General features: G+C 63.7%; 21 protein-coding genes. 7 read left to right on the top strand and 14 right to left on the bottom strand.

Annotation, left to right across the window (positions count from 1 at the left end):
* Positions 1 to 3: 3 nt before the first annotated feature.
* From TGR7_RS11040 to TGR7_RS11010, 7 genes are all read left to right on the top strand, one after another.
* The gene (locus TGR7_RS11040; protein ID WP_012638764.1) at positions 4 to 1,086 is read left to right on the top strand and encodes a lipoate--protein ligase family protein; all 1,083 of its coding nucleotides are present in this window, start codon (positions 4 to 6) and stop codon (positions 1,084 to 1,086) included.
* Position 1,087: 1 nt separating this feature from the next.
* Positions 1,088 to 2,179: a geranylgeranyl reductase family protein gene (locus tag TGR7_RS11035; RefSeq protein ID WP_012638763.1), complete on the top strand. Its 1,092-nt coding sequence runs from the start codon at positions 1,088 to 1,090 to the stop codon at positions 2,177 to 2,179.
* Between the two features lie 308 nt (positions 2,180 to 2,487).
* Complete coding sequence (locus tag TGR7_RS11030) at positions 2,488 to 3,639, top strand: radical SAM protein (protein WP_012638762.1); 1,152 nt, start codon at positions 2,488 to 2,490, stop codon at positions 3,637 to 3,639.
* Between the two features lie 249 nt (positions 3,640 to 3,888).
* Complete coding sequence (locus TGR7_RS11025; RefSeq protein ID WP_012638761.1) at positions 3,889 to 5,157, top strand: OmpP1/FadL family transporter; 1,269 nt, start codon at positions 3,889 to 3,891, stop codon at positions 5,155 to 5,157.
* A gap of 824 nt (positions 5,158 to 5,981) precedes the next feature.
* A complete protein-coding gene (locus tag TGR7_RS11020; RefSeq protein ID WP_012638760.1) occupies positions 5,982 to 7,274 on the top strand; it encodes an OmpP1/FadL family transporter in 1,293 nt (430 codons plus the stop codon).
* A 117-nt stretch (positions 7,275 to 7,391) separates the two neighbouring features.
* Complete coding sequence (locus tag TGR7_RS11015) at positions 7,392 to 8,330, top strand: DUF302 domain-containing protein (RefSeq protein WP_012638759.1); 939 nt, start codon at positions 7,392 to 7,394, stop codon at positions 8,328 to 8,330.
* 331 nt (positions 8,331 to 8,661) lie between these two features.
* Positions 8,662 to 9,750: an Sfum_1244 family protein gene (locus TGR7_RS11010; RefSeq protein ID WP_012638758.1), complete on the top strand. Its 1,089-nt coding sequence runs from the start codon at positions 8,662 to 8,664 to the stop codon at positions 9,748 to 9,750.
* Between the two features lie 235 nt (positions 9,751 to 9,985).
* Here TGR7_RS11010 and TGR7_RS11005 read toward each other — a convergent pair whose 3' ends face one another.
* The 14 genes from TGR7_RS11005 to dsrB form a co-directional block, all read right to left on the bottom strand.
* Positions 9,986 to 10,660: a Fe2+-dependent dioxygenase gene (locus TGR7_RS11005; protein WP_012638757.1), complete on the bottom strand. Its 675-nt coding sequence runs from the start codon at positions 10,658 to 10,660 to the stop codon at positions 9,986 to 9,988.
* Positions 10,661 to 10,805: 145 nt separating this feature from the next.
* Positions 10,806 to 11,174 (bottom strand): HesB/IscA family protein, encoded by a 369-nt coding sequence (locus TGR7_RS11000; RefSeq protein WP_012638756.1) that lies wholly within the window; start codon positions 11,172 to 11,174, stop codon positions 10,806 to 10,808.
* Between the two features lie 35 nt (positions 11,175 to 11,209).
* Positions 11,210 to 12,628 carry a cobyrinic acid a,c-diamide synthase CobB gene (locus TGR7_RS10995; protein ID WP_012638755.1) on the bottom strand — a complete coding sequence of 473 codons (1,419 nt, stop codon included), beginning with the start codon at positions 12,626 to 12,628 and terminating at the stop codon, positions 11,210 to 11,212.
* Positions 12,629 to 12,659: 31 nt separating this feature from the next.
* A complete protein-coding gene (gene nrfD, locus TGR7_RS10990) occupies positions 12,660 to 13,904 on the bottom strand; it encodes an NrfD/PsrC family molybdoenzyme membrane anchor subunit (protein WP_012638754.1) in 1,245 nt (414 codons plus the stop codon).
* Between the two features lie 18 nt (positions 13,905 to 13,922).
* Positions 13,923 to 14,657: a sulfate reduction electron transfer complex DsrMKJOP subunit DsrO gene (dsrO, locus tag TGR7_RS10985; protein ID WP_012638753.1), complete on the bottom strand. Its 735-nt coding sequence runs from the start codon at positions 14,655 to 14,657 to the stop codon at positions 13,923 to 13,925.
* Positions 14,654 to 15,115, bottom strand: a complete 462-nt coding sequence (locus tag TGR7_RS10980) for a hypothetical protein (protein WP_012638752.1) — start codon at positions 15,113 to 15,115, stop codon at positions 14,654 to 14,656. The genes dsrO and TGR7_RS10980 overlap by 4 nt, the downstream gene beginning before the upstream one ends.
* Positions 15,116 to 15,145: 30 nt before the next feature.
* Complete coding sequence (locus TGR7_RS10975; protein WP_012638751.1) at positions 15,146 to 17,092, bottom strand: NAD(P)-binding protein; 1,947 nt, start codon at positions 17,090 to 17,092, stop codon at positions 15,146 to 15,148.
* Between the two features lie 57 nt (positions 17,093 to 17,149).
* Positions 17,150 to 18,640, bottom strand: a complete 1,491-nt coding sequence (gene dsrK / locus TGR7_RS10970; RefSeq protein ID WP_012638750.1) for a sulfate reduction electron transfer complex DsrMKJOP subunit DsrK — start codon at positions 18,638 to 18,640, stop codon at positions 17,150 to 17,152.
* Between the two features lie 42 nt (positions 18,641 to 18,682).
* Positions 18,683 to 19,432, bottom strand: coding sequence for a respiratory nitrate reductase subunit gamma (locus TGR7_RS10965; protein ID WP_012638749.1), 750 nt, complete (start codon positions 19,430 to 19,432; stop codon positions 18,683 to 18,685).
* A gap of 70 nt (positions 19,433 to 19,502) precedes the next feature.
* Positions 19,503 to 19,835, bottom strand: a complete 333-nt coding sequence (locus TGR7_RS10960) for a TusE/DsrC/DsvC family sulfur relay protein (RefSeq protein WP_012638748.1) — start codon at positions 19,833 to 19,835, stop codon at positions 19,503 to 19,505.
* A gap of 55 nt (positions 19,836 to 19,890) precedes the next feature.
* Positions 19,891 to 20,193: a sulfurtransferase complex subunit TusB gene (gene tusB / locus TGR7_RS10955; protein WP_012638747.1), complete on the bottom strand. Its 303-nt coding sequence runs from the start codon at positions 20,191 to 20,193 to the stop codon at positions 19,891 to 19,893.
* A gap of 20 nt (positions 20,194 to 20,213) precedes the next feature.
* A complete protein-coding gene (gene tusC / locus TGR7_RS10950) occupies positions 20,214 to 20,606 on the bottom strand; it encodes a sulfurtransferase complex subunit TusC (protein WP_012638746.1) in 393 nt (130 codons plus the stop codon).
* A gap of 70 nt (positions 20,607 to 20,676) precedes the next feature.
* Positions 20,677 to 21,069 (bottom strand): sulfurtransferase complex subunit TusD, encoded by a 393-nt coding sequence (gene tusD, locus TGR7_RS10945; RefSeq protein ID WP_012638745.1) that lies wholly within the window; start codon positions 21,067 to 21,069, stop codon positions 20,677 to 20,679.
* Between the two features lie 86 nt (positions 21,070 to 21,155).
* Positions 21,156 to 22,235: a dissimilatory-type sulfite reductase subunit beta gene (gene dsrB, locus TGR7_RS10940; protein WP_012638744.1), complete on the bottom strand. Its 1,080-nt coding sequence runs from the start codon at positions 22,233 to 22,235 to the stop codon at positions 21,156 to 21,158.
* Positions 22,236 to 22,264 lie beyond the last annotated feature (29 nt).

Genomic DNA, 22,264 nt, shown 5'->3' with positions numbered 1-22,264 from the left:
GCCATGAGAGAGGCCAAGACACTCCGGGTACTGGATACCGGCCTGCGCCGCGCCGCCGAGAACATGGCGCTCAACCGCGCCCTGCTGGAATCCCACCAGGCCGGCACCTCGCCCCACACCCTGCGCTTCCTGCGCTTCACCCCCAGCGCCCTGCTGGGCTTCCACCAGGACGTGGAGCAGGAACTGCGCACCGACTACTGCGCCGAGCACGGCATCGATATCCAGCGCCGCATCACCGGCGGCGGGGCCATCTATTTCGATGAGACCCAGATCGGCTGGGAGCTGTATCTCGACAAGGCCTTCCTGGGCACCGCCGACATGGGCGCCATCGCCCGCAAGATCTGCGAGGCCGCCGCCGAGGGCATCAGCGCCCTGGGCGTGGACGCCCGCTACCGCCCGCGCAACGACATCGAGGTGGACGGGCGCAAGATCTCCGGCACCGGCGGCGCCTTCGACGGCGATTCCATCATGTACCAGGGCACGCTGCTCATCGATTTCGACGTGGAGCGCATGCTGCGGGTGCTGCGCATCCCTGCGGAGAAGCTCTCCGACAAGGCCATCGAATCGGCCCGTGATCGGGTGGCGAATCTGAAGGACCTGCTGGGCGGCAACATGCCCAGCTTTGATGAAGTGCAGAAGCGCCTGGCCGAATCCTTCGCCAGGGCCTTCGACGTGAGCCTGGAGTTCGCCGATGCCATGAACGGGGCGGAGGAGGGCGCCTTCCAGGAGGCCCTGGCCGAGATCGACACCCCCGAGTGGATCAACCAGCACAACCGTCCCGCCACTGACGCCACGATGCGCGAGGCCATCACCCGTTCCCAGGGTGGGACCATGCGCGTGGGCGTGGCCGTGGACCCGGCCCGCAACCAGCTCAAGCAGCTGTGGATCACCGGTGATTTCTTCGTCAAGCCCCAGCGCCTGGTGGTGGACCTGGAGGGTGCGTTGCGCAACACCCCCATCGAGGCGCTTGAGGCCAACGTGAAGGCCTTCTTCGAGGCCCATCCCGCCGAGATGCTGATGCTCACCCCCGAGGACTTCATCACCGCGATCCGCGCCGCGCTTGACGCTGGCGAGGCCAGGGCCTGAGATGAACGCCGGGGTGGACAGCATCAGGTCCGTGGACGTGCTGGTAGTGGGCCTGGGCCCCGGTGGCGCCAGCGCCGCCCGCACCGCCGCCGAGGCCGGACTGAGCGTGCTGGCCGTGGAGCGCAACAAGGTGCTGGGCGAGCCGGTGCAGTGCGCCGAGTTCATACCCACCCCCATGGGCGGCTATGCCAAGGCCGAGAAGGTGCTGCTGCAGCGCATCACCGGCATGAAGAGCATCCTGCCTTCGGGCACGGTGCATGAATCCGAGTTTCCCGGGCTCATGATCAACCGGGCCGAGTTCGACCGGGCCATCGCCCGGGAGGCCGAGCGCCTGGGCGCCGAACTCTGGACCCGTTCGCCCCTGGTGGCCCTGGATGCCGACGCCCGCATCGCCACCGTGCGCCGCGAGGACGCCGAGGTGAAGCTGCGCTACAAGGTGCTGATCGCCGCCGACGGCCCCCATTCCCCGGTGGCCGCGCAGCTGGGCCTGGAACCCCTGGTAGTGGTGCAGACCCGCCAGTACACCGTGCCCCTGCTCAAGCCCTACGCGGATACCGACATCTGGCTGTCCGACGAGTACCCGGGCGGATACGCCTGGCTGTTCCCCAAGGGCGAGCTGGCCAACCTGGGCCTGGGTGCCGACCGGCGCTGGGAGGACAACCTGAAGGAGCCCCTGGATCGTCTGCACCGTCAGCTGGTGGAGGCGGGCCTGCTGGGCGAGGAGATCCTCTATCGCACCGGCGGGGCCATCCCGGTCGGTGGTCTGCGAGAACACCTGGTGGTGGGCGACGTGCTGTTCGTGGGTGATGCGGCGGGCCTGACCCATCCCATCACCGGCGCCGGCATCGCCGCCGGCGTGGTCTCCGGCGAGCTGGCCGGCAAGGCCGCCGCGGCCTGGCTCGAAGGCGACGAGGACGCCTTCGAGGACTACGAGGAAGACGTGCGCGACCAGTTCGAGACCGCCGTGAGCCGCGCCGTGGAGCGCCGCCATGAGCTGGCGCAGCACTGGCGCACCCGGGCAGCCAACGAGGATGCCACCCAGCGCAAGGGCTGGATTGCGTTTAATGAGTATTTTGAGAATGCCGTGGTGTGATGCCTGGGTTTGACGGCAGATGTCGTCACTTCCCGTGACCGCCTGATCCCGTAGGTCGGCCTTCAGGCCGACAGCGGCGGCTCCGGCTGGCTCCGGCGTCGGGCTGAAGCCCGACCTGCGAGGAATCGTTACGCGAGTCTTCGTGATGAACAGCAACAAGGGCGCTTGAGATGGCCTTGAGCGCTTGAAGGGTGAGCTCGACAGGACACAGGGCACGCAGGCAGATTCCGTGGATGATTCATGTGCTTTGCGTGCCTCGCGTCTTCGCGAGAAATATTGAACTAGGTTTCTGATTACTGGAGGTCACAATGAGTGCTAGTGCCGAGTCCATGGTCTCCCCGGTGACGTTCTACCGGCCCGACTATCACATCAAGACCCCGGAGATGCGTTCCCCGGACTACGTGCAGATGTCCACTGCCGCGGCCATCACCCTGGGCCTGGTGCCCGGCACCATGCACCGCACCGCCTGCACCCACTGTCTGAACCTGCTGGTGACCTATCCTGAAGGCTGCCGTGCCAACTGCAGCTACTGCGGCCTCGCCCGTCACCGTGAAGAGGCCCGCGACTACGCGGACCGCAATTTCATTCGCGTGGACTGGCCCACTGCCCGCTACGACGACGTCATCGAGCGCGTGAAGAACAACGCCGACAAGGGCCAGTTCGAGCGCATGTGCATCTCCATGATCACCCACCCCAACTCCGACCACGACACCGTGGTGCTGCTGGAGAAGTGGGTTAAGGAAGTCCCGCACATCCCCGTGTCCATCCTCTCCAACCCCACCACCATGAGCTACGAGGACCTGAAGAACCTGCGCGACAAGGGCGCGGACATCTTCACCGTGGCCCTGGATGCAGTCACCCCCGAGATCTTCGAGCGCACCCGTGGCAAGACCGTGGACAGCCCGCACCGCTGGGACAAGTACTGGCAGGCCATCGAGTGGGCCGCCGAGATCTTCGGCCCCGAGAAGTTCGGCGCGCACCTGATCTGCGGCATGGGTGAGACCGAGCAGGAGATCCTGGCCGTCTGCCAGAAGATCCGCGACATGGGCGGCCACAACCACATGTTCGCCTTCTTCCCGGAGCAGGGTTCGCTTATGGAAGACTGGAACCCCGTGCCCCGTGACCAGTGGCGCCGCGTGCAGCTGGCCCGCTTCATCATCGACTACGCCGGTGGCCGCATCGACGACATGAAGTTCAACGAGCAGGGCCAGGTGGTGGACTTCGGTCTGGACGAGAAGGAGCTGAACGACCTGATCAGCTCCGGCAAGCCCTTCCAGACCTCCGGCTGCCCCGGCAAGTCCGACGAGGAGGTCTCCGCCTGCAACCGTCCCTACGGCGATTCCAGCCCCACGGACATCCTGAGCTTCCCGTTCGCGCTCAACGGCAAGGACGTGGAGTTCGTGCGCCGCCAGATGGCCGGGGAGAAGGTAGGCACCTTCGATCACGACGCCGACAACTGAGTCGGTCTTTGATCTGTTCCCAAACAGAAAACCCCGCGTGAGCGGGGTTTTCTGTGTCGGGTGGCTGTAGTCAGGCCTGCACAGCCGTTCTCTCTATGAATTCGACTGCCTGGTCTCCTTAAGGCCAGGTGCAGGCCCGCGCGTGTTCCTTCGGACACTCGTTTGAAGCACCAGGATAACCATAACAACAACCCGATCAACACAAGATGATCAACCGGGGCCATGCCCCAATCTCAGTGGAGGAATGCAATGTATCAGTCCATCCGGCGCTCCGGCGTCTTCATCTGCCTGGCCTCCGGCCTCGCCGCCACGGGCGTTGCCCAGGCCACCAACGGCTACCAGCTCATCGGCATCGGTGCCTACCAGAAGAGCCTCGGTGGCGCGGTGACCGCCAACCCCGGCTCTGCCATGACCGCCATCACCAACCCCGCCGGCATGGCCCGCATCGGCAAGCGCGCGGACTTCTCCATGGAGGCCTTCATGCCAGAGCGCTCTGTGGATTTCACCGCCACGGGCGGCGAGACCGGCAAGAGTTCCGTGGACCTGTACGGGATCCCGGCCATCGGCTGGACCGCACCGGTCAACGGGCGGGATGACCTGTGGTTCGGCGGCGGCATGTACGGCACATCGGGCATGGGTGTGGACTATGCGCAAACCGAGGTCATGCCCGGTCTGTCATTCGATGGTTACAGCAACGTCATGCTTTGGCAGATGGCACCGACCCTGGCCTGGCAGGTGGATGATCGCCTCACCCTCGGCGCCTCGCTCAACATCAATTACCAGTCCGTGGCGTTCAAGCAGCGCTTCATCAATGCACTGGGTGATGTGGAGAACAATTTTGACCTGTCACGCTCTTCCAGTGCCTTTGGCATTGGGGCGTCCTTCGGTCTGCTGTTCGATGTGAACGACCGTCTCACTCTGGGCGCTGCCTACAAGAGCAAGCAGGTGTTCGGGGATCATGCGTACAACCTGGCCCAGGGCGACATCGACATGAGCATGATGGGCGGTGGACCGTTGCCCGCCGGCACCTACAAGCTGGGCCTGGATTTTCCCCAGCAGCTGGCTCTGGGTCTTGCCTACCGCGCCATACCGGCCGTGACTGTCTCCGCTGACGTGAAGTGGATCAACTGGTCCGACACCATGGACAAGCTGGCTGTGACCGGTCCCGGCGGAATCTCCGTGCCCATGGATCCGGGCTGGGACGACCAGACCGTCTACGCCCTGGGCGTGGACTGGGCCGTGAACAACCGCCTCAACCTGCGGGCCGGTTTCAACTACGGCAAGTCACCCATCGGCAACGAGGACGTCAGCCGCAACCTGATCCTGCCGGCCGTGGTGGAGACCCACTACACACTGGGTGCCGGCTATAACATGGACGGCAACTGGGAACTGGCCTTCCACTACATGTACGTGCCCGAGAAGACCTTCCAGGCGCCGGCCACGGATCCCATGCTGCCTGGCAGCAAGATCTCCCTGTCCGAGCAGTCCTTCGGCGTGAACCTGGGCTATCGCTTCTGATCCCTTTAGCATGTCTTGCGGCCAGGGATGGCCACTCAAGCCCCGCCCCTCGGCGGGGCTTTCTTTTGGGGCCTGTAGGAGGCTCGACCTCGGGCCGAACAGCCTTGATTCTGGATATATCGGCAGCGCCAGAAAGGAATCCAGAGCCTGCAATGGGTTGCATGCGCCGTTGTCACTGCGCTTATCGCGCCGGCGTCAATCAGGTAAAGGCAGCGCCGTTCGACACTGGGGCAGCGTATGAAATCCACGCTGAGGCATGTTCGCGGCGGGGTCGCCGCTCCTACGGTGACTTTGCCGCTTCGGTTATCTGATGTGAGGCAGGGAGGCGGCCGCATCGGTTAGTGCAAATCAGGCTCCCGTTGACTGAAACAGTCAGAAAAGATTGCATCATCGGGTGTTCAAGGGGGCCTGAACGCCAATCCCCAGGGGGCTGGCGTGGAGATTCGCGTTGTTGCGTCCTGGCCCGGTAACACAGGAAAAGCCCAGAGAATGCCAATGCGTCAGCGCATTTAATGTTGAGAAATGGAGGCAAGCAAACCGTGATTCTGCGATTCAAGGACGTGAACTTGGGGCAGTCTCGCCAGACTTCGCGCTTCGTCAACGATCAGTGAGAGATCCTGAAAATTCGGAGATTAGAAAATATTAATAATCAGTATAGCTAACATACATAATACTGATTGCATATTAATTTTTATGTTTGGACCCTGAGAACGAATTCTCCGATGCTCAGTCTCGGCCATAAAAACAACAACAAAGGCCGGGTTGTGCACCTGTCTCACTTATCAATAAGACACGCATTGAGCGTGTGATCGGAGGAGGATTTCATGCATAAGGTTGTCAGACAGTCGACTGTCTTGTTTGCCGTTGCCGCCGGGCTGGGCGTTGCAGGGGTGGCCAACGCCACCAACGGTTACTTCTCTCATGGCTACGGCACCACCAGCAAGGGTCTGGCGGGTGCGGGTGTGGCCCTCTCCCAGGATTCCCTGGCGGCTGCCACCAACCCTGCGGGTATGGTGACTCTGGGTGACCGTATTGACCTGGGTGCTGCACTGTTCTCGCCGCGTCGGAGTTATTCAGTATCCGGTATGGGCGCCCCCGACTTTTTCCCTGATCCCGATGATCTCGCCGCCTCCGGCTTCCCGCTGGCGACTGGCAGCGTGGACAGCCGCTCAGATTACTTCCTCGTGCCACATTTCGGGTGGAACCGTATGCTGGATGACCAGAGCAGCATCGGTATTTCCGTGTATGGCAATGGCGGCATGAATACAGACTATCCGAATGACATGTTTGGCGGCACGTTCTACGGTGGTGCTGCAGGCGTGGACCTGATGCAGCTCTTTATCGCGCCCACCTATTCACGAAAGATCAATGATACGGCCTCCTGGGGTGTCACGCCGATCATTGCATACCAGCGTTTCAAAGCCACGGGGCTTGGTGGCTTCGGCGTAGTCGAAGATGGTTACGACAGCTCCTGGGGTTATGGTGTTCGCCTTGGAGTCCAAGGTGAAGTCGCTCCTGGTGTACGTCTGGGTGCGTCCTATCAGTCCAAGATCTTCGCCGAGGAATTCAGTAAGTATGACAACCTGTTCGCAGAACAGGGTGACTTCGATATCCCTGCCAACGTGACCGTGGGTCTCGCCTGGGATGTCTCTCCCTCCTCGACCCTGTTCTTTGATATCCAGCACATCTGGTACAGCGATGTGAAGTCCATCGGAAATCCGATGTTGCCAGCTCTCGGCATCTGCTTGAATACTGGCAATCAGTGTCTTGGGGACGATAATGGACCTGGCTTCGGATGGAAGGACATGACCATCTACAAGCTGGGTTACCAGTGGCAGACCAGCCCCGACATGACCTGGCGCGTGGGCTACAGCTACGGCAAGCAGCCTATCCGTGATTCCGAGGTTCTGTTGAATATTCTTGCTCCGGGCATCATCGAACATCACCTTACGGCTGGGTTTACCCGTCAGATGGGGCCGCGCAACGAGTTGAATTTCGCAGCCATGTATGCTCCGACCAAGAAGGTCAGCGGTGAGAACCCGTTGTTCCCCATGCAGGATATCGAGCTGAAGATGTATCAGTTCGATCTGGAACTGAGCTACGCCTGGAAGTTCTAGGCACGTCGCAACAACGGGGCCCGCGAGGCCCCGTTGTTTCGTTTGGTCCGGCAGGTACAACTTCAGAGGGGGCGACTGCCGGTTTCCCGACCGCTTGATCCGCGAGGTGTCTGAATCATGAAGCATTCCCGTTCTGCGTTTTCCTGGCTCGTCCGGGCCGCCTGTGTCTGGATGTTGCTGTCCTTCTCCCTTGTTCATGCCCAGGATGGCGAGAACCTCAAGCCTTTCGTGCTGGGCGCGGTCTATGAGGGACCCATCTCGGCGCATCTGGACAATACCCGCACCGCCCTGGAAGGGCAGGGTTTCCGTGTCGTGGGCGAATACCAGCCCTACGATGGCGCCCATATCCTGATCGTCACCAGCGATGAGCTGCTGCAGGTGGCCGCGGCCAGCGAGCGGGGCGGCTACATCGCGCCGCTGCGGGTGTCGCTGACGGAAGTGAGTGGCAACACCCAGATCGCCTATGTGAATCCAATCTACCTGCGTCACGCCTACCGGCTGAACGGCGAACTTTTCTCTGTGTCTGCCCGTCTGGCGGGCGCCCTGGGTCAGCGTGAGTTCTTCGGCTCCGAGGCAGGCCTGCCGCCGGATCAGCTGCAGCGCTACAACTACACCTTCGGCATGGAGTACTTCACCGATCCCTACCGCCTGGCCAGCTATCGCAGTCACGCCGATGCGGTGGCCGCCGTGGAGCGCGGTCTGGCGGCCAATGCCGGTGGTGTGTCCAAGGTCTACCGGCTGGATATCCCCGGCACCCAGATGACGGTGTTCGGTGTCTCCATGAGCCAGGCAAGGGGCGGCGCCAGCGCGCACATGGATGATGCCCACCAGATGTCCATCGTGGATTTCCAGGGCATGAAGTCGACCGCCTACCTGCCCTATGAAATCCTGGTGATCGGCGGCGAGGTGGAGGCCCTGCACATGCGTTTCCGCATGGCGGTGCATTTCCCGGACCTGAAGATGATGGGTGCCAACAGCTTCATGCGTCTGCGCCGCTCTCCCAATGCCATTGGTGAAGCACTTACCAAGGCGGCGGGCGGCGAGGTGCAGCGATAAGATTGATCGGGCGCATACCAGCCCATTGGACCCCGGCGCTGGCCGGGGTTTTTTTTGCCTGTTGAAGGGCGGGGTCTGGGTTGTGTTGCTGAGCGCTGAAGAACCGTTCTCTCAAGGTGACACGGGGGCAGGGAGAATCAATCCCCGATTGTCCCCAGTGGCTCCGTGTCTCCGTGAGAGCGATGGTTTGCATCCTGACTCACGCGGGTTCGCGACGGGGTCGTCGCTCCTACGGACTGGGACTTGACCCTGCTACGGATAACGTTTTCTTCGGTGTCTTTCTGGGGGACAATGGTCCTGTCATCGAGCCATCATCAGGGTGTGATCAGCCATGAGTGATGTGAACACCACCCGGGCATCAGCGCCGCAATGGCGCGATCTGCGCGAGACCGTGCAGCGCAACTGCGACATCGCCGATGCGCGCTATGCGGGCAACGATACCCTCTGCACCTATCTGCTCAAGATGCGCGAGTTCTACCGCTGGGAGCGGGGCCTGCCGTATTCCATGGCCCTGGACCGCCGCGAGGTGGGCGACTGGGTGGTGGCGCGGGAACAGCACTGGGAAGGGCTGGAGGCACAGGACCTGGACGCCCTGACCCTGGGTGAGCGGCGCTTTGATCCCTTCGATCACGAGGCGGTCAATCAGCATCTCAGTCCCCACGGACTGGTCTATGGCGCTGGCTATGGTCGCGGCGCGCGCCCGCTGTTCTTCCTTGGCAGTCTGATCAAACTCGAGGATTACGAGGGCTACCGCATCTATGTGGTGGGCCAGGAGATGGCGCGGGATCTTTCTTCACCGCCGGCCATGTCCCGGGGCGAGCGCATCTTCGTGCGCCGGGAGTCCATACGTCGCATGGTGTTCGAGATGATCGAGGCCTGGCAGATGCGCGGCGCGCCTGCCGTGGATTCTCTGGGACGGGCCTTGCGGGCCTATGGTCATGATCCGGGCAATGACGAAAGCCTGGAGCGCATGGTGGACGCCGAGGTGGAGTCCGCGGTGTGGCACGAGGTGGGCGAGGTGCTGGCCGGACGCCTGCTGGGCCCCGAGTGGCAGGAGCGGATGATGACGGTGGCCGGCAGCCGGGCCGAGCGGGTGATGCGTGCCGTGCGGGATCACCTGGCCGATTGTTTGGCCACCTTGCCCGCACTCCTGGATGACGCACCCGAGGGTGCGCTGCATTTCTATTTCGCCAACCTGGGCGGCATGCGTGCGCTGCTGTTTCCCCAGTTGCGTGAGGCGTACGAGGGATGGGTGAAGGGCGGTACGCTGGAGGAACTCAAGCGTCTGATCGCCCCGGCCCGTGAGCACTGGCTGACGGTGGCAGAGCGTCTGCTGCGCGAGCCCCCCGAGACCTGGCCGGTCAGCGACGAGGCCTTGCCTTCCCTGTGTCCGGACTTCTCCGGGCGTAGGTTGGGGTAGTCCAAATCAGAACCAATCCTCTCACGGAGGCACGGGGACACGGAGGAAACCTGATCAAATAGGGTTTCCCCGTGCCTCCGTGTCCCCGTGAGAGGAACATGTTTTTCTTTCTCTTTGCGAGAGGACAGGTTTTCTCCTGTCCGAGCCGTTGGACTTCGCTGCGCTCAGTCCAACCTACGGCATTGGGTTTAACTTCCCACTTCCCAATTCACACTTCTTCCTTTGGCACTTCGGACTAAACGTCCGCCCACATGCGCATCAGGTTGGCGCGCACATGCCCGGCTCGCCGGGTCACCTCGGCATCGGGATTGTCCCTGCGCAAGGCCTCATGGACCTGGTAGAGCTCGTAGAGCATCTGCCTCCGGGCCGGGTCGCGCACCATGGATTCCGCCCAGGCAACGGCGACCAGGCGTTCTCCCCCTGTCACCGGGGAAACCCGGTGCAGGCTGGAGGAGGGATAGATCACGGCATGTCCCGCAGGGAGTTTCACCTGCTGCTCTCCGAAGTCCGTTTCCACAACCAGTTCGCCACCCTCATAGCTTTGCGGTTCGCCGATGAACACGGTCACGGAGACATCCGTTCGGTAGCGGCCGCCCTCCGGGCCCATGACCGGGTCGTCCACGTGGGCACCGTACTGCATGCCGGGCAGGTAGCGGGCGAAGAATGCGCCGGAGAGCTTGCGGGGCAGGGCGGCGGCCTGGAAGGTCTCGTGCCGGTAGAGGGGCATGAGCACCAGCTGGTTGAGCGCCCTGACTCGGGTATCCGACGGATCCACCTCCTCGTTGTGCTTCACGCGCCGGGCGTCCGCACCGGCGCTGTAGCGGCCGTCGGTGAACGGTGCATCCGCCAGCAGCCGGCGGATCTCTGCCAGCTGCGCGGCATCCAGCAGCTCAGGAATGGTCAGAAGCATGTCTGGTTAAGACCCTGTTGGGGGGCGAGGGAAAAGCGAACCGCGAGGGGTGCGAAGGTATGCGCTAAGGCCGCGAGGTGTTTTCATCATGATAGGCTTCGCGTCCTTCGCGCCGACCTTGGCGCCCTTTGCAGTCCGCTTAATCCTATGATTTGTCCGGCGACCAGGTGCCGCTCACGCTGGCGGGCGGGGCGCCGGCGGCGGAATTGGGCGGGCGGTAGTGGGGATCGTTGGGGTTCATGAAGATGAAGCGGAATTCGCCCGGGTTCATCTCCACGTAGTCCAGCACCGCATCCTTCACCAGGTCGACGCAGATGGGGTCGATGACCAGGCTCACACCCTCGCTCTTGAAGGTCAGATCCTCGTCCCGGCCGGTGTCGTCGAAGCCCATGCCATATTCGATGGCGCCGTCGGAATGGCGGCGTGCGGCGATGCGCAGGGGGGTGTTCTCGAGGCCGCTCTGCCTGGCCGATTCGATGATCTGCTTTGCGGCGTTGGGGGTGATGGTGATCATGAATAACTCCTGGTGTGCATGGAGACGCGACGCATTCAGGGGGCTGTGCTGCGGGCCTGTGTCGCTGAACGGGATTGTAGCTGATGACGGATGAAGGCCACGAAGCGCGAGGCCCAGGGATTGCGGCGGGTGTGCCGCTGGTGGCTGTAGCTGGCCAGCAGATTGTGGCGGACGATGCCGTCGTGACGCCCGTCCACGCCGTGACCGCGCAGGACCCGGTAGGCGTACACGGTCTCAGCGCCCATGGGTTCCAGGGCCGAGTAATGGAATTCATGGGCAGGGAAGGTGGCTGCCTTGCCTTCCCCATCCCGAAGCGGCCAGAGTCCCGCGCCGGTCTCCTCGAGGCGCACATAGCCCCGGCCCTGGGGACGTTCATGCATGACCACGTCGCCCGGGATCACGCCCACCATGGTGTGGCACTGATCCTTCCAGCGGATGCTGCGCGAGAGGTACATGAGGCCGCCGCACTCGGCGTAGGCGGGCAGGCCTGCCTCGATGGCATCGAGGATCGCGCCGCGCAGGGGGGCGTTGGCCTCCAGGGCCGCCAGGTGGGTCTCGGGGAATCCGCCGCCGATGAACAGGGCATCCGCTTCGGGAAGCTCTGCATCATGCAGGGCATCGAAAAAGCACAGCTGCGCACCGGCCTGCTCCAGGGCCTCCAGGTCCGTGTGGTAGTAGAAACCGAAGGCGGCGTCCCGGGCGACCGCGATACGCACCTTCGGACCGGCAGTGGCCTCGGCAACGGGCGAGGGCGTAGCCGGCAGGGGCGTGCGGGTGTCTGCGCCGATCCTGAGCACGGCCTCCAGGTCCACCTGTGCAGCGATGGCCTCGCCCAGGCGGCGGATCTGGCTGTCCGCCTTCTGGTGTTCGTTGCTGGGGACCAGCCCCAGGTGGCGTTCGATGATCTGCAGCGCCGGATCCTCGTGCACGGCGCCCAGCACGGGGACGTCCGTGTAGTGTTCGATGACCGCGCGCAGCTTGGATTCGTGGCGGGCGCCGCCGACCCGGTTGAGGATCACGCCGCCGATGCGGACGCCGGCATCAAAGGCCTGGTAACCGAGCAGCAGGGGTGCGATGCCCCGGGTCATGCCGCGGCAGTCCACCACCAGCACCACCGGGGTCTCGAGCAGCTTGGCCAGGGCGGCGTTGCTGTTGCTGCCCTCCAGGTCCACGCCGTCGTAGAGGCCCTTGTTGCCTTCCACCAGGGTGACATCGGTGTCCCGTTCGTAACGGGCGGCCATGGCCAGGATCTCGTCGTGATCCTGGGTATGGAAGTCCAGGTTCACGCAGGGACGGCCGGCGGCATGGCCGAGCCACAGGGGGTCGATGTAGTCGGGGCCTTTCTTGAAGGGCTGGACCCGCAGGCCGCGCGCCGCGAGGGCGGCGCACAGGCCTGTGGCTACGGTGGTCTTGCCGGAGGACTTGTGGGCGGCCGAGACGAGCAGGCGCGTCATGATCAGGCGCCGCGGGGCAGTGTCACAGGCCTCATGCCTTGGCGGGTTCGGCCCCGGCGGCGGCCTGCGCGGCGTGGTGCGGATCCACCTTGTCGTCGGCGAGGCTCTCGGGCAGGAAGCGCAGGAACTTGATGGCCACGGTCACCATGAACAGGGCCAGGGCCACACCGCCGATGCCCAGCATCCACTCCACGGCGGAGGGGGTGTAGGGGACCACCACGCCGTCGAAGAAGCTGCTGCTCACGTCATGGCCGGGGAACAGGTCGAGCGGGTAGGCCTGACCGCCGATGATGGTCACATAGAGCTGGGCCAGGCCACCCAGGATGACCAGGCCGCAGGCCGCTGCGATCACCGCCCGGCAACGGCTCCACACCGGGTGGAACAGCAGCACCAGGGGCAGCACGCTGCCCAGGGCGATCTGGACGAACCAGAACAGGAAGGGATAGATGCCGCCGTGCACCAGCAGGAAGGCCTCCACGCCGTGCAGGCGGGTGGCATACAGGTTGGTGAGGTGGTAGACGGCCACGAAGTACAGGACGCCGGCCACGAAGATGCCCAGCAGGTTCTTCAGGCGCCTGAGGATGGCGTCACCCAGGGGGCGTCCGGTCCAGTTGTAGGCGGCCATCAGCACCAGCAGGAACACCGCCAGGCCCAGGGAGAAGGACAGGGCGATGAACAGGGGGGCCAGGATGGCGGCGTCGTAGGCCTCGCGGGCCACCAGGAAGCCGAAGATGGAGCCGGTACCGGTGGTCAGGATCAGGCGCCAGATGAAGGCCACGTAGCCCACCTTGGTGCTGTGGGGGTTCATGCGCCGTTCCATCATGAACCACAGGTACACCGCCACGATGGCGATGAAGCCGGTGTACAGGAAGATGTTCCAGGCGAAGATGGACTTGAAGTTGTAGTGAGTCATGGCGACGATCAGCCGGTCGGGACGACCCAGGTCCAGTACCAGCACGGCCAGGCCGCCGGCGAGCAGGGTGATGGCCAGCAGGCCCGACAGGGGCGCCAGGGGCTTGTAGGCCTTGCGGCCGAACACCGAGGCGATGGAGGCCACGTTCAGGGCCCCGGAGGCGGCGACGATCAGGAAGATGGCGAACACGTGGGGCAGGCCCCAGACCACGTGGTTGTTCATGCCGGTGATATGGTGGCCGTAGGTGCCCTTCAGGGCGGCGGCCACCAGGCCCAGGCCGATGCCGAACAACAGCAGCACGAGCAGTCCGTAGTAGCCCTTGCTCCTGCCCTCGATCTCCCGGAAGTGGGTCATCGCTTTCATGCTTGTCATAGCCTCGGATCAGAGTCCCTGGTAGCGCACGCCCGGGTTCAGACCCAGGTCGGCCCGGATGGCGGCCCCGCCGTACTCGGCCAGGCGGCGGGAGATCTCGGAATTGGGATCGTTGAGATCACCGAACACCATGGCGCCGTTGCCCTCGGTGTGGCAGGCCTCCACGCACGCGGTGGTCCGCTCGCCCTTGTCGATGCGGTGCACGCACAGGGTGCAGCTCTCCACGGTGCCCTTGCCGCGGGGGGCATGGGGTACCTGGTCGGTGAGATGTTCATGCACGAAGGAGCGTGCCTTGTAGGGGCAGGCCATCATGCAGTAGCGGCAACCGATGCAGGTGTGCTTGTTGACCAGCACGATGCCGTCCGCGCGCCGGAAGGAGGCGCCGGTGGGGCACACGTCGACGCAGGGCGGATGTTCGCAGTGCTGGCACATCACCGGCAGGGAGCGGCTGTGGCCGGTGGTCCGGTCGGTGATGTTCACCTTGCGGATCCACTGGGCGTCGGTGGTGGGCCGGTTCATGCTGCCCACGCCGTTTTCCTTGTGACAGGCGGTCACGCAGGCGTTGCAGTCGCCGCACACATTGGTGTTGATCAGCAGGCCCCAGCGGGCACCAGGCTTGGTGCCGGCCTGGGCGTTGGTCTGCATCAGGAAGATGCCCGGTGCCACCGTGAGGCTGGCCACGGCGCCGACCGCGCCGGTGATGAAGCGGCGGCGGGAGAGATCAGGCGTGGAGTCATGGCTCATGGTTTCTGCGTCTCCAGGGCGATGATGGACTCCAGGTCCCGGGCCAGGCTGGCGGAATTCGCCGCGGAATCGAAACCAAAGCCCGGCCCGTGGGGGTTGAGGGCATGGAAGTGGTAGTCATTGGCGGGCTTGTCCGCATGACACTGGAAGCAGTCCATGCGCACCGCGTTGAAGCTGTGGCAGTTCAGGCAGAAATGGCTGCTGGGGTCATCCCGGCTGGCGGTGGGCGAGACGTGACACTCCACGCAACCCCGGATGCTGTGGTTGGGGTTGCGCACGCCGAACAGCACCGCCTGATCCTTCTCGTGGCTGAGCAGCTTCATGTGATCCCGGCGGATGACCTCCACCGGTTCCACGCACTGGTCACCCCGGGCCTGCATCATCTGCGGACCTTCCACCGGGCTGCAGCCGGCGAGCGCGAAGACTGCGCCCGCCAGCAGCAGACCTGCGAGGATCATACGGACAAGTGAGATGCCTCGCCCCATGGTTCAGTCACCCATGGCCATGTCGATGTAGCCGGTGGGGCAGACCTCGGCGCAGATGTGGCAGCCCACGCACTTGGCGTAGTCGGTGGCCACGTAGCGGCCGGTGGCGGCCTCTTTCTTGGGCACGCGATACACGGCCGTCTGCGGGCAGTAGATCACGCAGTTGTCGCACTCGAAGCACATGCCGCAGCTCATGCAACGCTTGGCCTCGGCCACGGCCTGTTCCTCGGTGAGGCAGTCCATGCGCTCCTGGAAGTGGCCGATCACCTCGTCGGCGCTTGGGCCGTGCTCGCTGCGCTTGTTGCGCGGGGTGAACGGGAAGTGGCCCTTGAACAGCTTCTCGTGGGAGATGATCTCCTGGGCGGAACGGTCCTCGAAGTTGTGCACCGCGAACTTGCTCTCGGAGGTACCACGCACCTGCTCACCGGAGTAGGCCTCGGGGTTCAGGCCCACCTCCTGCAGCTTGTTGAGCAGCTTGAAGTGATGCACATCGACGCGCGGGCGCTTGATAGGCTCCTCGTGCGACAGGTAATGATCGATGCTGTCGGCGGCGATGGCGCCGTGGCCGATGGCGGTGGTCAGCAGGTGGGGGCGGATGATGTCGCCGATCACGAAGTGACCCTGCTTGCCGGGTACCTGGTAGAACTTGTCGGTGTCGATGAAGCCGCGGCCGTTGTCCAGGGACTCCAGACCGCTGAGGTCACCGCCCTGACCGATGGCGGAGACGATCAGGTTGGCCTCCAGCACGAACTCGGTGCCTTCAACGGGCACGGGCTTGTTGCCCTCGAACTGGCACTTGGCCATCTTCAGGCCCACGGCGCGGCCCTTGTCGTTGAGCACCACTTCAACGGGCATCACACCGTCGAGGATGGTCACACCCTCGTGCAGGGCGTCGTGCACCTCGTGCTCGGCGGCCGTCATCTTCTCCTTGGGGAACAGGGAGGTCAGGGTCACGTTGGCACCGGTGCGCATGGCACTCATGGCGCTGTCGTGGGCCACGTAGCCGTGGATCATGTCTTCCGGGTTGTCGGTGATGTTCTCGGCCTCGATGCGGCCCAGACGGCGGGCCACGGAGACCACGTCGATGGAGGTGTCACCACCGCCCACGCAGACGATGTTGTCGGTGCTCAGGACCTTGATGCGGCCGGTGTTGAAGGCCTCCAGGAAGTCCACACCGGTGATGCAGTTGGGGGCGTCGCCACCGGGCACCGGCAGTTTGCGGCCGGTCTGACAGCCCACGGCCCAGACCACGGCGTCGAATTCCTTCTCCACGTCCTCCATGCTGACGTCCTTGCCCACACGGGTTTTTAGGCGCACGTCGATGCCGCCCAGGTCCAGGATGCGCTGGATCTCGTGGCGCAGGATGTTGCGGGGCACCCGGTACTCGGGGATGCCGTACATCATCATGCCGCCCAGTTCCTCGTGGTCGTCGAAGATGGTGGAGGCATGGCCGCGCTTGCGCAGGTGATAGGCCGCCGACATGCCGCCGGGGCCGCCGCCGATGATGGCCACGCGCTTGCCGGACAGGGCCGGGGCGGCGTCAAACTTGTAGCCCTGGTTGAAGGCGGAGTCACCGATGAACTGTTCCACGGAGTTGATGCCGACGAAGTCTTCCACCTCGTTGCGGTTGCAGCCGGATTCGCAGGGCGCCGGGCACACGCGGCCCATCACCGAGGGGAAGGGGTTGGCGCTGGTGGAGCGGCGGAAGGCGTACTCCTGCATGCTCATGTCGGCCGGGGGCTTCTCGATGCCGCGCACGATCTGCAGCCAGCCGCGAATGTCCTCACCGGAGGGGCAGGAACCCTGACAGGGCGGGGTGCGATGCACGTAGACCGGGCACTTGTGGGAGTGATCGCCCTCGAAGATGGCGTCCTTCCAGCTGCGGCGTTCGTGGTCACCGTCCTTGAATTTGCGGAACGTCAGTTTCATGTCATCGCTGGAAGTCGCCATGGGTCTTCTCCTGATTGATGTCGGGCCAGTGGCCTGATTGCGATCTGTATTGTTTTATTACTGCTTGGAATCCATCACGAGTGCATCGCTGACCAGCTGATGCAGGCTCACGATCTGGTCCATTTCAAATCCGTAATAGGGCAGTACCTTGGAGAACTGGCTCTTGCAGATGGCGCAGATCGCCACCAGCTGGTTGACGCCGTGTTCTTCCACCACGTGCTTGAGGGCCTGCATGCGCGGCAAGGCGCCCTTGACGCGCAGTTCCATGAGGTCGTCGGTCAACAGGCCACCACCGCCGCCGCAGCAGAAGGTGGATTCACCAATGGTGTCGGGGGCCATGTCGTAGTAGTGATTGCACACCGCCTTGAGGATCTCGCGGGGGATCACGAACTGACCGCCGGGCATGTCGCCCATGCGCGAGGCGCGGGCCACGTTGCAGGAATCGTGGAAGGTGACCCGGCGGTGGTCGTTGGCGCTCTTGTCCAGGGTCAGGGCGCCGCGCTGGATCAGGTCATAGGTGACCTCGCAGATGTGCTGCGGCACCGGGTAGCGGGGGTCCAGGAAGTCGAAGGGGCCCGCCAGGGTGTTGAGGAAGCTGTAGGCTACGCGCCAGGCATGGCCGCACTCGCCGAACACGATGCGCTTCACGCCCAGTTCCAGGGCCGCCTCGCGGATGCGCATGGCGATGCGCTTCATGTTCTCGGGCGAGCCGATGAACAGGCCGAAATTCGCCGCCTCGGAGGCGTGGGAGGACAGGGTCCAGGAGATGCCTGCCTGGTGAAACACCTTGCCATAACCGATCAGGCCGTCCACGTGGGGTTCGGCGAAGAAGTCGGCGGAAGGGGTCACCAGCAGTACCTCGGCACCCTTCTCGTCCAGCGGGTAGCGCACGTCCACGCCGGTGTCCATCTTGACCTCTTCCTCGAGGCCTTCCAGTGTGTCGCGCAGGGCCGGTTCGGGCAGGCCCAGGTTGTTGCCGATCTTGAAGACCTTGCCGATGATCTCGTTGCTGTACTTCTGGCCCTTGCCCACCGCGTTCATGATCTCGCGGGTGGCCATGGTGATCTCGGCGGTGTCGATGCCGTAGGGGCAGAACACGGAGCAGCGGCGGCACTCGGAGCACTGGTGGAAGTAGCTGTACCACTGGTCCAGCACCTCCTCGGTCAGGTCCATGGCACCGACCAGCTTGGGAAACAGCTTGCCGGGCAGGGTGTAATAACGGCGGTAGACGCCGCGCAGCAGATCCTGTCGGGCCACGGGCATGTTGCGCGGGTCGGAGGTGCCCAGGAAATAGTGGCACTTGTCGGTGCAGGCGCCGCACTTCACGCAGGAGTCCATGAACACCTGCAGACCTCGGTTGGTCTCCAGCAGTTCGCCCAGCTTGTTGATGGCCACCTCTTTCCAGTTGTCCGCCAGTTCGCCCGGGAAGCCCAGGGGTGCCTGGAACTGCTCCTTGGAGACGAATGGCTTGCTGTGGGACATGACCCCGGCTTCCAGGGCGGGTATCTCCAGGTATTCCTTCACCTCTGGGGTTTTGAAATCGGCCATGGTCTCGTGTCCTCGGGATCGGCTGGGGCGCGGTCCGTTGTTTTACTGTTCGCTGCCGCTGGCGGCGGGTTTTTCGCTGTTGGCGATCCAGCTCACATGACGCCGCTCACGGGGATTGTCCACCTGGTTGCGGGTCGGGCTGAAGAACACGCCGGGGGCGTGCAGCAGCTTGCTGAACGGGAAGATGATCATCAGCGCCGCCACCAGGGTGAGGTGGATCAGCAGCATGGCGTCCGTGGGCAGCGGCTGGATGTCAAAGCGCATCAGGCCCAGGAAGAACAGCTTCACGGCGGTGATGTCCGTGTGCCAGATGTACTTCATCGCCAGGCCGCTGGCGCCGATCAGGATCAGCAGCACCAGCATCAGGTGATCGGAGGGCGAGGAGATGTAGCGGATGCGCTCCACGAACAGCCGGCGGGCCCACAGGCCGAACAGGGCGGCCACCATGGCAAACCCGGCATAGATGCCGAAGGGCTGGATCAGGGCCACCCAGGTGGGCACGTTTTCGATGAAATAGCGCAGGTGGCGCAGGACCACCAGCAGCAGGGCGAGATGGAACGCCCAGCCGAGAATCCAGATCCACTTGTTGGCCTTGAAAAGGCTGTGGAAGAAGACCACTTCGGTACCCATGCGCAGGAACACGCCGCTGCGGGTGGTGGGGGCCGGGGTGGTGGGAATCTTGAGAGGTGCCGGGGTACGCGCGTACCGGGCAATGCGCAGGCCCACGCCGATCAGGAAGATGGCGGTGGCGGCATAGAACAGCAGGGCATAGAACACGGTCGCGAACGACACGGGGCATCCTCCAGGTCAGAGATCCGGGTGCGGCCCTCGCGGGCCACACCCGGAAACAGCTTTGCGTGATTTAGACGCAGCCGGTCGGCTTGGGCAGCCCGGCGTACTTACAGGCCTGCTTGGCAGGACCGTAGGGGAACAGCTCGTACAGGTACTTGCTGTTGCCCTTGTCCGGGCCGAGCTTCTTGCCGATGGCCTTGGTCAGCACGCGAACGGCGGGGGCGATCTGGTATTCCTCGTAGTATTCACGCAGGAAATTGATCACTTCCCAGTGGTTCTCGTCCAGGGTGGTGCCGTCGGCGGCGGCCATGGCGGTGGCCAGGTCGGGGTTCCACTCGTTCAGGTTGGCCAGGTAGCCTTCTTCGTCGGTTTCGTAGCTCTTGCCGTTGACTTCGATTGGCATGGGGATATTCCTCCTGCTGTTGTTTCCGGTTCGTGGGATGAAGGGGGCCGGTGGGCTAGACCCAGGCCTGTACCTTGTCGTGTTTCTCGGTCAGTTCAACAAAGCCCTCGTAGTTCACCACCTCGATGCCATCGATGACCTGGTCGGCACTCAGGCCGCGGGCCATCAGGTCCGGGCCGAGCACGTAAACCTTGCGGCCGTTCATGGCTTCGCGCAGGGTGCCCTCGTGCGCCGTGCCGCGCACCGCCGCGACCACACCATCCTCGATCAGCAGGATGGCGGAATCGGGCAGGGCATGACCGATGCAGGATTGCAGGGTGTTGCGCTCGAAGGGCGACTTGTTGACGGTATGCAGCATGCTCACTGATTGACTCCCCCTCAAAAGCTCAGGATGACGTCTTGTTCGTCCATGAGCCGGGCGAGGTCGTCACGGGACATCACCTCCACCGGCACCAGCATGTCTTCTTCTGTGAGCCCGCGCTCGGCCAGGGATTCGGCCTCCACGTAGAGCTTTTCCACGTCGTAGCCCTCCAGGGCACGATAGGTGGGCGAGAAGTTCTTCATGCCGATCTGCTGGGTATCCTGACCCTTCTTGAGCTGGTAGACGCCGTCATCGACGAACACCATGCTCACATCCTGTTCAAACGCCGCCGCGATCAGCACCACTTCCAGGGATTCCAGCGCGTAGATGGTTCCGTAAGGGGCCTTGCGGTTGACGTACATGAACTTCTTGACTTCACCGGGACCTTCATCTTCCCAAGGTTCGGACATCTTCATTCACCTTCATGTGTCTTGTGGGAGGAGGGCATCCGTGGGGATGCCGGCCTGTTGCGCGTCTGGGTCAGTCGCCGAACACCAGCAGGCGGTCGCACTGGATGCCGGCTTCGATCAGCTGACCGAGACCGGAGATGCGGAAGCCCGGGGCGATGTTGTTGCCGTCCTTGCCCTGACGCTTGGCCTCGCCCTCGTCCAGGATGCCGCGGCGCTGGGCGGCGGCGATGCAGATCACCAGGTCGATGTTGTTGGCCTGGGCCAGTTCGGTCCAGCGCGCGGTGATGTTGCGGTCGTCCTGGGGCGGCACGGCGAAGCGTGTGCCGTTGTTCACGCCGTCGTGATAGAAGAAGACCCGGAAGACCTCGTGGCCACGGTCAATGGCCGCCTTGCAGAACTGGTAAGCCGTATCAGCGGCCTGATGCTGATAGGGTCCTTCGTTGACCAGAATGCCGTATTTCATGTCTCGACTGTCCTGTGGTGTTCGGGTCCGGGCGGCCACAGGCCGCCCGGACGGGCAGGTCACATGGAGTTAGGCTCGCTTCCCGATCAGAAGCGAATGTGGGTCGAGGCGTTCAGGCTGTTGCGCGCCCCTCTCCAGTTCTCCACGTGGAATCGGGTGAAGGGCAGGCCGGTCTTCTCGAAGAACTCGGGCCAGCCGATACGCTCGATCCAGTCGTTGATGCGCTCCCAGTCCTTGGCACCCTCTTTGTAAGCCTGGAGGATGTTCTTGACGATGGCAGTGGCCTCGGGCCAGCGCGGCGGGTTGTTGGGGATACCGGAGGCCACCAGCTTCTGGAAGGTGGGCTTGCCGCGGGCATTGGAGTGGTTACCACCCACCCAGATGGCCAGCTTGGTGTGCTCGGCATCGTTGATCTGCATGGGCGGGCAGGGGGGGTAGCAGGCGCCGCAGCAGATGCACTTCTTCTCGTCCACTTCCAGGGAGGGCTTGCCGTTCACCAGGGCGGGGCGGATGGCCGCCACCGGGCAACGGGCCACCACGGAGGGGCGTTCGCAGACGTTGGCCACCAGGTCGTGGTTGATCTTCGGCGGCTTGGTGTGCTGCACGTTGATGGCGATGTCACCCTGGCCGCCGCAGTTGATCTGGCAGCAGGAAGTGGTGATGTGCACGCGGTTGGGCATGCGGCAGTTGCGGAACTCGTCGATGAGCTCGTCCATCATCGCCTTCACCACGCCGGAGGCGTCGGTGCCGGGGATGTCGCAGTGCAGCCAGCCCTGGGTGTGGGAGATCATGGACACCGAGTTGGCGGTGCCGCCGACGATGAAGCCGGCATCTTCCAGGGCCTTGATCAGGGGCTCGACCTTGGCCTCGCTGTCGACCATGTACTCGATGTTGGAACGGATGGTGAAACGCACGTAGCCGTCGGCGAACTGGTCACCGATATCGCACAGCTTGCGAAGGGTGAACACGTCGAGGATACGCTGGGTGCCCGCCTTGACGGTCCAGATGTCTTCGCCGGACTCGGCGACGTGACGCAGCACGCCGGGACGGGGATGCTCGTGGTACTTCCACATGCCGAAGTTCCGGCGCATCACCGGGTGCATGTACTGGAAGCCGTCCGGGCAACCGGATTCAATGGGAGGACGCATGGCCTGTGCCTGTGACATTGCTCAACTCCTGCCTTTTATAGATCCAC

It is taken from the genome of Thioalkalivibrio sulfidiphilus HL-EbGr7 (assembly GCF_000021985.1).
Classification (GTDB): Bacteria; Pseudomonadota; Gammaproteobacteria; order Ectothiorhodospirales; family Ectothiorhodospiraceae; genus Thioalkalivibrio_A; species Thioalkalivibrio_A sulfidiphilus.
The sequence above is the reverse complement of the archived record's forward strand: the minus strand, read 5'-3'. Positions and strand labels throughout refer to the sequence as shown.